Genomic DNA, 12,684 nt, shown 5'->3' with positions numbered 1-12,684 from the left:
CATACTCAGTCATAAAGAATAACCTCAACGTCTTCATCCTTACATATTACACGCTTTACGAGAGAGTCAATAGCAAGACATTTTTCTTCAAAGCTACTATTATCCCAGTCGAAATTTTTGAGTGATTCCAAAACCTTAATCAAGGCGCGATTCTTCTTAGGAATTTTAGCCGCTAGTTTTTCTTTTTGCTTATTTATGCTTTTTAATCGTTTGTTGTACTCCTCGATCTCTATCATGTCGAATTGATATAAATCTATCAATTTTGATTGTTGTTTTTCTAGTTGCCTCAATTGCTTGTGCGTATCAAGTGAAACGGGTTTAGTTGATTGCAACTTTTTAATCGTTTTATCGAAATCAATATTTTTAAGCTCTTTGATTACTGCCTCATCGATATATTCGGTACGACGATTTTTTTGCGGACAGTTTGGATCTTTTATACCTGATGGTCGTGATTTGCGATGTGAATTACATGTGTAGTAAGCATAGACAGCTTTATTATTCTTGTAATGATTCAGTTTAACGATCGATGCGCCACAGTATCCACAATATAGTTTTCGAGCTAACAGAGCTGATCTATTTGTTTTCGGTGATGAATAACGATCATCTTGATTACTTATTCTTTCTTGTGCAGCTTGAAAAGTATCTTCGCTAACAAGTGGTTCATGTTTTCCTTCATATGTAATCCCGGCAAATGTGTTTTTCCCGATGTACACATCATTTGTAAGGACTCGCTTTACAAAATTAGGGTTATACAAAATTTGGCCAAATCTGGTATGGCAATCCTTAAATATCTCATACATACTTTTTCGTGAGTAAACATAATCATTAAATATAGTTTCAATTATTTCAGCAGTGTTTTCATCCCTAACCAGCTCCCCATTATTATATACGTATCCAACAGGCGTATTGTTACCACCTCTGTAAAGCCCCTTTTTGGCTCTCTCAACACGACCAAGCATTGTTCTTTCTTTAATATTATCCCGTTCCAATTGAGCGAATACGGCAAGAATCCCAATCATTGCACGACCGAAAGATGTGGTTGTATCAAATGATTCTTGTAGACTAATAAAGTCAACGTTGTTTTTTAGAAAGACATCCTCAATTAGATACATGGTATTCTTTTGAGATCGTGACAATCGATCGAGTTTGTAGACAATTACAACATCAAGGCGTTCATCCTCAATATCTTCGATCATTTCTTTAAGGGCAGGGCGATCGACTTTCGCTCCGGAAAAGCCACCATCTATATAAGTTTTGTAAACCTCATAGTCTTTGGCCGTTGCATAAGCAGCTAGTTTCTCCTTTTGAGCCTCAATAGAATAGCCTTCTTTCTCTTGGTGAGGCGTAGAGACTCGAATATAAAGTCCGGCTTTTTTCATAATTAAAATCCTTTCGAATGTATGTTCTTATTCAGCTAAAAGAAGAGCTCCGAACGGAGCCCTTAATACCGTCTATTGAATTGTAATATCTTCAGTTGCAATAGGGTCATTCATTGAGAAAAGTTCGTCAGTAAAGGTGAAAGTTACAGGTTTAGATTCATCAGCAAAATTATATGCATAAGCACCTTGTATAGTTCCTCCGGGGTTTATATCTTTTTGAAGCATATCTAATTTCTCTTGAACTGGCGAATCCATAGTCACGGAAAATTCTAATTTCTCTGTGGTATCGCCAGTATTTTGGCTCGCTTGTACCATCCCCATATACATCGTCTGCACATTTTTAGCCTCATTAGAATTATTTGTTAAATCAAACAACACATAAAACATAGAATTCCCGTCGTAATCTGTACCTTTTTGGAATCCAGTAATTTTTAAGACACCATTTGGAACAGTTAGCGTCCTATTTTCATATGTTCCATCTTTCTTCTTGGTTTCGCTTGTAGCAGTCGCTGAACTTTTTACATGTTTTGTATCACTTGAGTTATTGGATGATCCGCAAGCTCCCAATCCTACCAACGATATTAAAATAGCGCAAGATAAAACAATTTTTTTCATTTTCTAACTCCTCGTTTCAATATATTTAATATATAAACCCTAGCCGGAGCGGCAACTCCGACTGGGGTATTTTTTAGAGGTCGGCACTCATTTTAAGTGCTTTACCTAAAATTCTTGCTGGATTGTCTGGTGTCACTACATAAGGGTCGTACGATTGGTTATCAGGCATCAACATCACTAGGCTTCCTTGACGTTTCACACGCTTTAGAGTAGCTTCCGTATCCCCATTAACCAACACCGCTGCAATCTCTCCGTCTTCTACATCTGGCTGTTGTCTGATTAATACATAAGCGCCGTTAGGAATAGTAGGAGCCATGCTGTTACCTTTACAATGTAAGTAAAATAGATTCCCGGTTGGCAGTGTGTCTGCCACTTCTTCCCGGTATCCTTGGATATTTTCTTCGGCGGTGATGGGGTCTCCGCAAGCGATGTCACCTATGATGGGGACGGAAGCCATTTCTTTAACTTGCATCATATTGACTATTTTAGATTCATACCGAGGGTCTATTGCTGATTTGGGAACGTTAAAAAAATCGGCGAGTTTTTGAATATTCCCTGCATTCGGTGTCGATGTTCCTTTGACATAACCGGTCAGCGTAGACCGCGGAATGCCGGTATGATTATGAATATCTACTTGGGTAACGTTTCTGGTAGATATTAGCTCATTAATATTGCGAGAAATATCTTCTCGTATTTTTAATTCATAAGGTGTCAATTCTCCCCTTGCCATTTTTAAAGCACCTCCTTTTTTCTATACCTATATAATATCGAATTTTTTCGTACTTGTAAATAGATTGATACGAAAAAATATAAAAAATATCGACAAAAACAGTTGAAAGTACGATTTAATTCGTATATAATGAAATCAAGTTAAGGAAAGCGAGGTGAACTTTATGACAGATGTAACGATTCAAATGTCTCTAAAAGCAGCGCGAGTAAACGCAGGTTTCACCAGCAAGGAAGCAGCAGAAGCCGTTGGTGTCCATTATCAAACGCTAACAAAATACGAAAAGGATAGTTCCGATATTTCATTTTCTTTATTGGAAGAACTATCTAATTTGTATCAAGTACCTATCAATAATATTTTTTTGGGCAAAGAGTACGAGTTAATCCGTATTATCGCAAAAAAAAGACAGGAGGCTTAGTATGAACGAACTCATTAAAGTGATAACTAACGAAAATGACGAGCAGTTAGTCAGTGGACGTGATTTACACGAATTTTTGGAAGTTGAAACGCCTTATAAGAAATGGTTTGGGCGAATGTCCGAATACGGATTTGCCGAAAACGTTGATTTTATCGTGATGGACAAATTTGTCCAAGACGAAACGGCATTCGGTGGGCATCGAAGAATTACCGACCACGCTTTAAAACTCGACATGGCAAAAGAAATTTCTATGATTCAACGATCTGAAAAAGGAAAGCAGGCACGTCAATATTTCTTACAAGTTGAAAAAGCCTGGAACAATCCGGAGATGGTTGTACAGCGAGCTTTACAAATTCAAACACGCAAAGTTGAAGCGTTACAACTCGAAAATGCTGAATTGAAACCAAAAGCGCTTTTCGCCGATGCAGTACGAGGGAGTACGAATAGTTGTTTGATTAAGGACTTGGCGTTAATGCTGAATCAAAATGGGATCAACATTGGGCAGAACAGATTGTTTGCTTACATGCGTAAGCATAAGTACCTAGGAAGCGGCAAAGGGCATTATAACAAGCCTACGCAAAAATCAATGGACAAAGACCTGTTCGAATACCGTGAACATTTCCACACAAATAGTTCTGGCGAAGTCGAAGTGAGATTCACACCGCTTGTTACTGGAAAAGGACAAGAATACTTCGTCAATGAGTTTTTAGATTCAGAAACAGCATAGGAGGTGTGAACAATGGCTAAGAAAAAAGAAAACGGCTTGACGGTTACTGTACGTAACGCAAGTGGTACACGTACCCGCTATCCCGACGGACGTGTAGAAGGTGACCATATAACTGTTTCTGCCGAACGACACGCGATCGCCCTTGAAGGTATTAACCGATTGCGAAGAGAAGTAGCGTTAAAAAAAGATAGTGAAGCAATGTAAAGGAGGCAACAGCATGAATGAAGAAAAATCCTTGTCAGAAATATATGGGGAAAACACTAATTTTGGAAAAATTATTCTTTCCTCAGACGGTATAGAAATCCAAGGAAAGAAACTAAAAAATGTAATACCCGATAGTATTGATATCGCTGCTTTTGGCAACAAAACCATGGTTGCATGCTGTTTTGTCTGTGATGAATTCAGTCTAATCCCAAGCGACTCGAGCGATTAATTTGGAAATGTTTTTTGGAGTTGGCTCTAGTCCTTCTTCTATTGCATATTTTTTGATTTTGTCCCAAACACCAACTTTTTTCGTTTGTTCCAGATATAGATAGCCTGAAGTACTAAGCCCTTCTATATCAAAAAGAGTTCCATCCATGTATCCAGTAGTTCTTCCTTTTACAAGGCCATCCTCGATTAAATTAGCAGTGATTTCTTGTAAAAAGTCAATTGAGCTACGATCACCTAAATCTTTTCTGATTTGAGAAACTTCATCAGATGAATCTATTAAATCTAGTAATTCTTGAAAGTTAGAAGGTCGAGAGTTGTTGATAGTATCTAAAATTAGTTTGTATATATTGAAATAGTTCATAATCTTTCACCACCTTATCAGTTATTTCAGCAGACCACTTGCTGATAAGGAAATTATACAACAGAAAGGAAGTACCACATGAAAAATAAAAAAATCGCACTAGGAGTTACCGCTGCATTGTTACTAGGATCAACTGTAGGATTCGCAGCAGGCGCTGGGTTCTTCGATAACGCAACAACTGTTGAACAGAACATCTACAAACTGGCTAACATTGCTACGCAGAACAAGCAGAAGGCAGCAGACGTTCAAAGCAAACTTGATCAAACGACTGGGCAGCAAAAGAACCTGCAAGATCAACTAGACAGTTTGAAACAGCAATTGGCAAACAAACAAAACGAGGTCAATGCGAAGCAGTCTGAAATCGAAGCCAAACAGCGTGAAGTCGAGTCTAAGCAACAGGAAGTCACGCAGAAACAGCAAGAGGCGGATAAGCTGCGTAATGAACTATCTAATGCTCAAAATGATTCAGCACAAAAAGACGCACGGATGGCGGAGTTAGCAAATTTGAGCCAACAAAAAGTAAACGAGTTGGGCCAGTAGGAGGGTTAATGATGAAAAAAATCTATTGGCTACGTCGATTAACACTTCTAATGGCGATGATCGGCGTTGGTGCTGCAACAACTGGATTTATACCAGTATGGATCAAGATTCTACTTATTGCGGGCGTGGGAGGAAATCTCTTATTGACTGAGGAGTTCGAGTTCGATCTTCGAAGTAGAGCTAGCGGGAGGTGATCAATTTGGCGAAAAACTGGACTACTAAAGAAATTCAATATTTAAAGAAGAGTGCTTTACTAGCTGAAACCAATGAAGTCTTAAACATTGCTGATATGGCAAGAAAACTAAATCGCACCGCTCAATCTGTACAGAGTAAAGTTTACTATCTGCAACGATCAGAAGAACTTCCTAGAATAGACCGTTCTAAATCATTCGATATTGCCGGGAAACCCTGGTCAAAGAAAGAAGATAAGCGGCTTATTGCCATGAAGAAAAACGGCTCTACTCACGCGGAAATTGCAGAGCATCTCGGAAGAACCGAAAACTCAGTGGTTAGCCGAGTACATCGATTAAAGAATTCAGGGAAAGTCAAAAATATTCGAAATAGGTGGACAGATGAAGAAATCCAATTGATTCTTGACCACGTGAAATTCGATTCGAATGGATTCGTTTGTAATTACGATGAACTTGCTCGTCTTGTAAGGAAACAGCTCCAACAAGTCTACGCGAAAATTTCAAGGTTAAGAAAAGAAGGTGTAATAACCGAAGCTCCTAAGCAAGGAACTACCAGTGTAAAAGCTAAAGAATCAATGACTAGATTTAACGATGCTCGTTTTGCTCATGTTCCAAAGAAAAAGGAGGAAGTTCCAATGAATGGACCAACTGTGAATCAATCAGATGTCTCTATCGAATCGAAACAAGTTAGTTTGATTTTAACCACAGTTATTGTTAGCGGTCAGCGAACAGATCAATATTTCACACAAGAAGGGGAATTGATTGCAACAAAAAAAGAGCCTACCTCGTCGGCCAACGAAGTAAGCAAATAAATAAGAATACATCTAAAAGGAGTGTAACACATGACCGAAATTCTAATCAACAAAATTAAGTATAAGCACTTCAAGGGGCTAGAAGATTTTGAACTGTCATTGAAAGGATCGTCTGCTGTAATCAGCGGTCGTAACGGTTTAGGTAAAACAACATTATCAGACGGCCTGCAGTGGCTATTCTTTGGAAAGGATTCCACCGGAGCAAAACTAAACCCAAAGCCACGAGACAAACAAAATCAAGAGCTTTTAGGATTAGAACCAACGATTGAAGCCGAAATGATTATCGATGGAAAAGTGACGGTACTCAAACGAATTCAAGAAGAAAAATGGACTGCAAAAAAAGGCGAGCTTGAAAAGACTCGTAGTAGCGACAGTACAAGATATTTTATCGATTCAGTGCCTATCAAAGAGAAGGACTGGAAATCATACCTTGAAAAATTAGGCGGGGAGCCTACATTACAAATGCTTTCGAATTCGGCTTTTTTTATGACACTGAACTGGAAAGAACGGCGTGAGCGTTTGATTACCCTTACTGATTTAACTGATGAACAAATCATCAAAGAAGATGACGAACTCAAAGAAATCAACGAATTTATTGGTGACCATACCATTGATGAAATGAAGAAAATTCTAAAAGGTCAGAAGTCAGATATTAAAGCCGATATTGACGGCATGCCAGCGCGTATTCAAGAAGTCACTGACATGAAAAATCAACTTGGTTTAGCAGACGACAAAGCGAAGCTAGAAAAAAGTATTGCTGATATGAATTCAATGATCAGTGAAAAGGAATCATGGTTGATAGATGCCAAAGCCGGGACAGTAAATCATGAATTAAATGAACTTAAACAGAAGCAGGCCGACCTACGAGCAAAGCTTGTAGACGAAAAGACAAAGTTCCAAACCAGTCTTTTTGCAGCAACGTCTAGCTTACAAGAAGACTTCAATAATCAACGCGCTTTAGTCAATTCGCTCAGAACGGATTTATCAACTCTAGAAAGCAAAGAGTATCGTCTGCAGGAGGCGTTGAAAGAAAAGCGCGAGTTTTTGCAGGATCATCTAGTTAAATACAAGGAAATCAAAGCCGTAGATTTTGATGAGCATCAAAAGACGTGCCCGACTTGTGGCCAAGATTTACCGTCGAATGAGATCGAAAAAATGGTTTCTAAATTTAACAAGAATAAAGCCGATCGCTTAGAAAAAAATGTTGAAGTTGGAAAAGCGACTAAAGAAAATGCAGCCAAATTAGAAGCTGAAATCCTTCCACTTCAAAAGGAGATCACCGAAAAAAGAAAGCAGCTTGAAGCGTCTAATTCACGCTTAGACGAAATCAATAACGATTTGATCTTCCAGAAAAATAAACAAGGCGTTTTTGAAGATTCTCAAATTTATAGAGACATCATTGCAGAAAATACTCAATTAGAAACAGCTATGGAACGAGCAGCCACTAAAGATACAAATGCCGAGGCTGACAAGCTATCCGCCGAGATCCAGTCGGATAAAGAAATACTCGCCGGTCTGAACCATGAACTTCAAAAGTTCGACATGATCAAGACTTATGATGATCGTTTAGCTGAGTTAAAAGACCAAGATAAAGATTTGAAGAATCAAAATCAATTAGTCGAAAAACAATTATGGCTTATCGAGGAATTTACTCGTCGGAAGGTTAAGCGGATCGAGGAATCAATTAATGAACTGTTCTCCATCGTTAAGTGGAAATTGTTCGATGTTCAGAAAAACGAAGGTATCAAAGAAATGTGCGAAGCCACTTATCAAGGTATCGAATACAGCAGCGGTTTAAACAACGGCGCACGGATCAATTGTGATCTGGATATTATCCGCACGTTGTCTAGAGAAATCGGGATCACGATGCCAGTGCTCATTGATAACGCTGAGTCAGTTAATACATTACAACCAATCGAAGGACAAATGATCGAGCTTCAAGTAACCGAAGATGAAAAATTGAAGGTAGAGGTTTAAAAATGGAAATTATTGCTTATGTAAAAGATTATGGAGAGAAAATTTTTATCGGAACGTTTGAATCGATGGAAAATATTCATGATGAAGTTGAGGCCAAAATGGATGATTTAGGACTTAGTTACATGATAACTGGCGGGCAATTGAAGCGGCCTATCTACATTGTTCAAGGTACTAACGAATACAAATTAATTTGGGGGTCGAATAGATAATGACTAATCAAAATACACCAGCATTATTGCAAAAAGATATTACAGATCAAGTTAATGGGAAATTGGTTGCTTTAAAAAATGAAGGATTACATTTACCTCCTGGTTACGCAGCAGCGAATGCGCTAAAGAGTGCTTTCTTTGAACTGCAGGAGGTTCAGGACCGGAATAAAAAACCCGCTCTTGATGTTTGTACGAAAGAATCAATCGCTAATACTTTGCTAGATATGGTAGTGCAAGGTCTTAGTCCTGCGAAAAAGCAATGCTATTTCATTGTATACGGAAATAAGCTGCAATTGAATAGATCATACTTCGGTACACAAGCAGTTTTAAAACGGCTATCCAATGTTAAGGATATTTGGGCAAATGTTATCTATCAAGGAGATACCTTTGATATTGAAATTGTCAACGGTCGTGAAACGCTTAAAGATCACAAGACAGCATTTGAAAATCGCGACAATGAAATTATCGGGGCGTACTGCATTATCGAAAAAACGGACGGTGAACGTGTGCTTACGACGATGACGAAAAACGAGATCGACAAATCTTGGAGTAAAGCAAAAACCAAAAACGTTCAGAATGACTTCCCACAGGAAATGGCGAAACGTACAGTGATCAATCGTGCTGCTAAGGCTTTCGTCAACACTAGTGATGATAGCGATCTACTTATTGAGGCAATTAACAACACGACTGCCAACGAATACCAAGACGAAAACGAACGAAAAGAAGCAGAAATCATTGATGAGATCGATCAAAATGCCAACAGTGAAATACTTGATCCCAAACCTGTAGATGTAATTGATGAACCTCAAGCTAGCGGAGAGGTTGAGGAGCCTTTTATTGAACCAGAACCACAAGAGGATGCTGATCCATATGCTTAAGATAAAAAGCTTTGGATCGGGCAGTTCAGGGAATGGTTACCTGATCGATGACGGCATAACTCAATTAATCATTGAAGCGGGTGTCCAATATAAAAAAGTACAAGAATCAATGAGCTTTGATTTTTCTAGAGTCGCTGGCTGCTTGATCAGCCACGAGCACCGGGATCACTGCAAATATGTTCGGCCGCTGATTGATCAAGCGAGTATCGAAGTATTTGCGACGCACGGGACCATCAACGCAATGTTTGACGATGAATTCTTGAAGTTGAAGCGTCACCACGGTTATCAATTTACAGACCTTGGCTATAAAGCGACTAGAAAAATAGGAACATGGTTCGTCACTCCCTTTGAAACAGAGCATGATGCGGCAGAGCCTTGCGGATTCTTGATTGACAACATTTCTGGTGATCGACTGGTGTTCATTACAGATTCATATTACGTGAAATATAAGTTTCCAAATGTGACTCACATGATGGTGGAGGCCAACTATTCAAAAGATGTGATCGACGAAAAAATGATCAGTGGCTTCGATGTGAAAAGAAAAACTCGCTTACTAGAAAGCCATTTTGATTTTGATCAAACGAAAGAATTTATCAAAGCAAATAAATCCGATCGACTGCAGGAAGTCTGGCTTCTTCATCTATCTGATTCAAATAGTATCGAAAAACAATTTAAAGAAGAGACCCAGCAGCTTGTTGGAGTTCCCGTCTATATAGCTTAGGTGGTGATTTCATGACCGGTGGATGGATTAAGCTTTATCGTCAACTACTAGAAAAACCGATTTGGTTGGAATCATCACCAGAGCAGAAAGTAATTTTGATTACTCTTTTGTCGATGGCCAACCACGAAGAAAAAGAGTGGGAGTGGCAAGGCGTCCCTTATAAAGCTAAACCCGGTCAATTTGTCACATCACTCGAAAGCATTAGAAAAAAATGCGGAAAAGGTATCTCATTGCAGAATGTTCGTACTGCGCTAAAAAGATTTGAAAAGTACGAATTTTTAACAAACCAATCAACAAAGCAGAATAGGTTGATAACTATTGTTAATTGGGGGATTTATCAAGAAAAAAATGCAGAGCTAACAGACCAACCAACAGTCAGCTCACAAACGCCTAACAGTCAGCTAACAACTAACAAGAATGTAAAGAATGATAAGAATGAAAAGAATATACATCATGATGGGGATGAAATCATGAAAGAAATTTTCCAACTCTACGAAAAAACATTTGGAGTTTTGAATTCAGTCAACGCTCAAAGTATTCAGTATTGGTGTGAAGACCTTTCATCTGAATTATTGGTTGAAGCACTCAAAAGATCAAAGGGATCTCGTTCCTTCAAATACACAGAGGGAATCTTGAAGAAATGGGAAGCAAAGGGCGTAAAAAATATGACTGACGTAAAAACTCTAGACGAAGAGTTCGAGAACGGAAAGACGCAAAGTAGATCAAATTCGCAACCGAGCGAATGGAAAGAATCAGGTGATGATTTTTGATCGAAGGAATTACAAGACGATTTGGCGCATTGATCAATGGTGGACCTTGTCCAAAATGTGGAGAGCAAATGCTCAAATGGGAAAATAAAAATAAAGATGGATCAGAACGATGCGCACCTGTTTGTATCGCTCCAGGTTGTGGGCACCGGGAAATGGCTAAGCGCAACAATAATAAAAATCAAGTCATTGTTGATGAATCAGTGAGAAAAGCTGCCGAATTAAAAATGATAAATAATTCCATCGTAACCGATACGAAAGTTTGGCGAAGTAGTTTCGAAAGTTACAAAGTGATGGATCAAGAAACGCAACAAGCAAAATTTAAAGCTCAAAACTGGATGAATAAAATTCTTAACAACGAAAACCTTCATGTGATCTTTACTGGTAATCCCGGAGCGGGCAAAACACATCTAGCAGCAGCGATCATCTTTGAAGTCTTGGAAAAATCAAATTATAAGCGAACTGTAGGGATCATTAATTTTCGAGAATTACTTGAGCAACTGCGTGTGGCCATCAATGACGATGAAGTACGGAAGTCAATCCGCGGGGCTCTGATGACTGAAATCAAAAAGATGGACGTTTGCGTTATTGATGATTTAGGTGCCGAATTAGGAACAGCAGAGAACCCTACAAAGCCGACGCCATTTGTCATTGAAACATTGCAATCGTTGGCTGAAGCTCGTCTGGAAAAAGCGACGATCTTTACCAGTAATTTAAATTCAAAACAGATTTTGACTCTATACGGTGAAAGAATTTATTCCCGGATGATGAATGGAGCAAAAACAGATGATAAATTGAGTGCTTTTCGATTTAAAGAGACATCTGATAAAAGGAGGAATCCGATTTGAGTTTTGTTGTAAAGAAAGAGTGCTATCTAGATGAACATGGTAATGGTAGACCCAGCTCAATACATGCCAAGAAACATGATGATTACGGGATAGCCGAAGCTGTTGCCACAACTTGTGGCGGCAGAGTTGTAGAACTAATTGATAAGACAGATAGACAAGTGGTTAAAACTAAAATCGAACCAAAAAAGAAAAAAGCATCCAAAGCAAATCAAGCTTGGATGCGGAAAGGATATTTTGATGGGGAATAGTCCAACAGCTTTGAATAAGCGAGGAAAGAAAGTGGTCATCGACGGCTACAAATTCGATTCAGAAAAAGAAGCATTGTTTTACCAGCGTTTTGTAAAGGATTGCGGATTGCCGTTTGAGGTGCATCCACGTTTTAAATTGACTGAATTAACTGAACTTCCGGAAGGCGGCAAGATTACGCAAATTGCCTATTCACCAGATTTCATTATTAAGGATCATGATGATAATTGGCTGCACGTAATTGACGTGAAAAACAGTTTTGGAATGTACGGAATTGATCAAGCGAATAAACTGCGTTTCAGATTATTTGCGATTTTCTTCAAGCATCCGGTTGAAGCTGTAGTGATCCGGAAGAATGATTTTAAAGTTATCACTCAGGGCGTTACAAAACCCTTGAATGATAAAAAGCCTTTTATTACCACCAATTTTAATTACCACTGGAAAGATGCAACGAACTATTGGGAGGAGAACAATGATTGATTTTGATGTGAAAAAAGGGTACGCCTTTTCGGGAAACGAAAGAGAAAAATCTAAAGCAGTTCACGAGAGGTTTAGTGAATTGACTAAAAAATACAGTATCGGTAAAACTAACTCGTTTAGTTTAAAAAAAATGACAGAAAAAGAACTTGAAGCTGAAATGGAAAAATTCGACATTTTCATTAGTCGTGAACCAAAGTATCACCATAGCATCCATACAGTATTGAAAAATAATACTGATTTGAGCAATGAAGACATGTTGATAATTTGTGACAGCGGCAATTTATGTTTTGGCGGTTCCTATGAAGGCCACAACCAATACAGAATTTCAGAAGATTAATCAAAAAGGAGTTCTACTA

The 12,684-nt window shown here is 38.5% G+C and carries 20 protein-coding genes; 16 read left to right on the top strand and 4 right to left on the bottom strand.

Annotated features, from left to right (window positions below):
* Window positions 1-5: 5 nt before the first annotated feature.
* The 3 genes from I585_RS05905 to I585_RS05895 all read right to left on the bottom strand — a co-directional run bounded on the left by I585_RS05905 (window position 6) and on the right by I585_RS05895 (window position 2,724).
* Window positions 6-1,379 (bottom strand): recombinase family protein, encoded by a 1,374-nt coding sequence (locus I585_RS05905; protein ID WP_010743300.1) that lies wholly within the window; start codon window positions 1,377-1,379, stop codon window positions 6-8.
* Between the two features lie 72 nt (window positions 1,380-1,451).
* Entirely contained in the window at window positions 1,452-1,994 is a 543-nt protein-coding gene (locus I585_RS05900; RefSeq protein ID WP_010743301.1) for a DUF5067 domain-containing protein, read from the bottom strand.
* A 73-nt stretch (window positions 1,995-2,067) separates the two neighbouring features.
* Entirely contained in the window at window positions 2,068-2,724 is a 657-nt protein-coding gene (locus I585_RS05895) for a LexA family protein (protein WP_010743302.1), read from the bottom strand.
* A gap of 184 nt (window positions 2,725-2,908) precedes the next feature.
* Here I585_RS05895 and I585_RS05890 point away from each other — a divergent pair, with 184 nt between their 5' ends.
* The 4 genes from I585_RS05890 to I585_RS05875 are packed head-to-tail and all read left to right on the top strand — an operon-like array spanning window position 2,909 to window position 4,299.
* The gene (locus I585_RS05890; protein ID WP_034708677.1) at window positions 2,909-3,139 is read left to right on the top strand and encodes a helix-turn-helix transcriptional regulator; all 231 of its coding nucleotides are present in this window, start codon (window positions 2,909-2,911) and stop codon (window positions 3,137-3,139) included.
* A gap of 1 nt (window position 3,140) precedes the next feature.
* Window positions 3,141-3,866 (top strand): phage antirepressor KilAC domain-containing protein, encoded by a 726-nt coding sequence (locus I585_RS05885; protein WP_010743304.1) that lies wholly within the window; start codon window positions 3,141-3,143, stop codon window positions 3,864-3,866.
* 12 nt (window positions 3,867-3,878) lie between these two features.
* The gene (locus I585_RS05880; protein WP_010743305.1) at window positions 3,879-4,070 is read left to right on the top strand and encodes a hypothetical protein; all 192 of its coding nucleotides are present in this window, start codon (window positions 3,879-3,881) and stop codon (window positions 4,068-4,070) included.
* Between the two features lie 13 nt (window positions 4,071-4,083).
* Window positions 4,084-4,299, top strand: coding sequence for a hypothetical protein (locus I585_RS05875; protein ID WP_010743306.1), 216 nt, complete (start codon window positions 4,084-4,086; stop codon window positions 4,297-4,299).
* Here the strand turns inward: I585_RS05875 and I585_RS05870 are convergent.
* Window positions 4,273-4,659, bottom strand: coding sequence for a hypothetical protein (locus I585_RS05870; protein WP_010743307.1), 387 nt, complete (start codon window positions 4,657-4,659; stop codon window positions 4,273-4,275). The two genes, I585_RS05875 and I585_RS05870, sit on opposite strands and share 27 nt — an antisense overlap.
* 78 nt (window positions 4,660-4,737) lie before the next feature.
* On the opposite strand from I585_RS05870, the gene I585_RS05865 reads away from it, so the two are divergent.
* From I585_RS05865 to I585_RS05810, 12 genes are read left to right on the top strand one after another with little or no spacing between them, the layout of a single operon-like run.
* Window positions 4,738-5,199: a hypothetical protein gene (locus I585_RS05865; RefSeq protein ID WP_010743308.1), complete on the top strand. Its 462-nt coding sequence runs from the start codon at window positions 4,738-4,740 to the stop codon at window positions 5,197-5,199.
* 11 nt (window positions 5,200-5,210) lie between these two features.
* Window positions 5,211-5,393: a hypothetical protein gene (locus tag I585_RS05860; RefSeq protein ID WP_034708415.1), complete on the top strand. Its 183-nt coding sequence runs from the start codon at window positions 5,211-5,213 to the stop codon at window positions 5,391-5,393.
* A 5-nt stretch (window positions 5,394-5,398) separates the two neighbouring features.
* Window positions 5,399-6,202 (top strand): COG3415 family protein, encoded by an 804-nt coding sequence (locus tag I585_RS05855; RefSeq protein ID WP_010743310.1) that lies wholly within the window; start codon window positions 5,399-5,401, stop codon window positions 6,200-6,202.
* A gap of 30 nt (window positions 6,203-6,232) precedes the next feature.
* Window positions 6,233-8,179: an AAA family ATPase gene (locus tag I585_RS05850; RefSeq protein ID WP_010743311.1), complete on the top strand. Its 1,947-nt coding sequence runs from the start codon at window positions 6,233-6,235 to the stop codon at window positions 8,177-8,179.
* A gap of 2 nt (window positions 8,180-8,181) precedes the next feature.
* Entirely contained in the window at window positions 8,182-8,388 is a 207-nt protein-coding gene (locus I585_RS05845; RefSeq protein WP_010743312.1) for a hypothetical protein, read from the top strand.
* Window positions 8,388-9,266, top strand: a complete 879-nt coding sequence (locus I585_RS05840) for a recombinase RecT (protein ID WP_010743313.1) — start codon at window positions 8,388-8,390, stop codon at window positions 9,264-9,266. Before I585_RS05845 ends, I585_RS05840 begins: the two co-directional genes overlap by 1 nt.
* On the top strand, window positions 9,259-9,987 hold the full coding sequence (locus tag I585_RS05835; RefSeq protein WP_010743314.1) for an MBL fold metallo-hydrolase: 729 nt from the start codon (window positions 9,259-9,261) through the stop codon (window positions 9,985-9,987). Before I585_RS05840 ends, I585_RS05835 begins: the two co-directional genes overlap by 8 nt.
* An 11-nt stretch (window positions 9,988-9,998) precedes the next feature.
* On the top strand, window positions 9,999-10,757 hold the full coding sequence (locus I585_RS05830) for a DnaD domain-containing protein (protein WP_010743315.1): 759 nt from the start codon (window positions 9,999-10,001) through the stop codon (window positions 10,755-10,757).
* Window positions 10,754-11,602, top strand: a complete 849-nt coding sequence (locus tag I585_RS05825) for an ATP-binding protein (protein ID WP_111945227.1) — start codon at window positions 10,754-10,756, stop codon at window positions 11,600-11,602. Before I585_RS05830 ends, I585_RS05825 begins: the two co-directional genes overlap by 4 nt.
* A complete protein-coding gene (locus tag I585_RS05820) occupies window positions 11,599-11,850 on the top strand; it encodes a hypothetical protein (RefSeq protein ID WP_010743317.1) in 252 nt (83 codons plus the stop codon). The genes I585_RS05825 and I585_RS05820 overlap by 4 nt, the downstream gene beginning before the upstream one ends.
* Complete coding sequence (locus tag I585_RS05815; RefSeq protein ID WP_010743318.1) at window positions 11,840-12,328, top strand: DUF1064 domain-containing protein; 489 nt, start codon at window positions 11,840-11,842, stop codon at window positions 12,326-12,328. The genes I585_RS05820 and I585_RS05815 overlap by 11 nt, the downstream gene beginning before the upstream one ends.
* Complete coding sequence (locus tag I585_RS05810) at window positions 12,321-12,665, top strand: hypothetical protein (protein WP_010743319.1); 345 nt, start codon at window positions 12,321-12,323, stop codon at window positions 12,663-12,665. The genes I585_RS05815 and I585_RS05810 overlap by 8 nt, the downstream gene beginning before the upstream one ends.
* The last annotated feature ends 19 nt before the right edge of the window (window positions 12,666-12,684 follow it).

It is taken from the genome of Enterococcus malodoratus ATCC 43197, assembly GCF_000407185.1.
GTDB classification, from domain to species: Bacteria; Bacillota; Bacilli; order Lactobacillales; family Enterococcaceae; genus Enterococcus_A; species Enterococcus_A malodoratus.
This window is presented reverse-complemented; position numbering and strand designations above follow the sequence as displayed.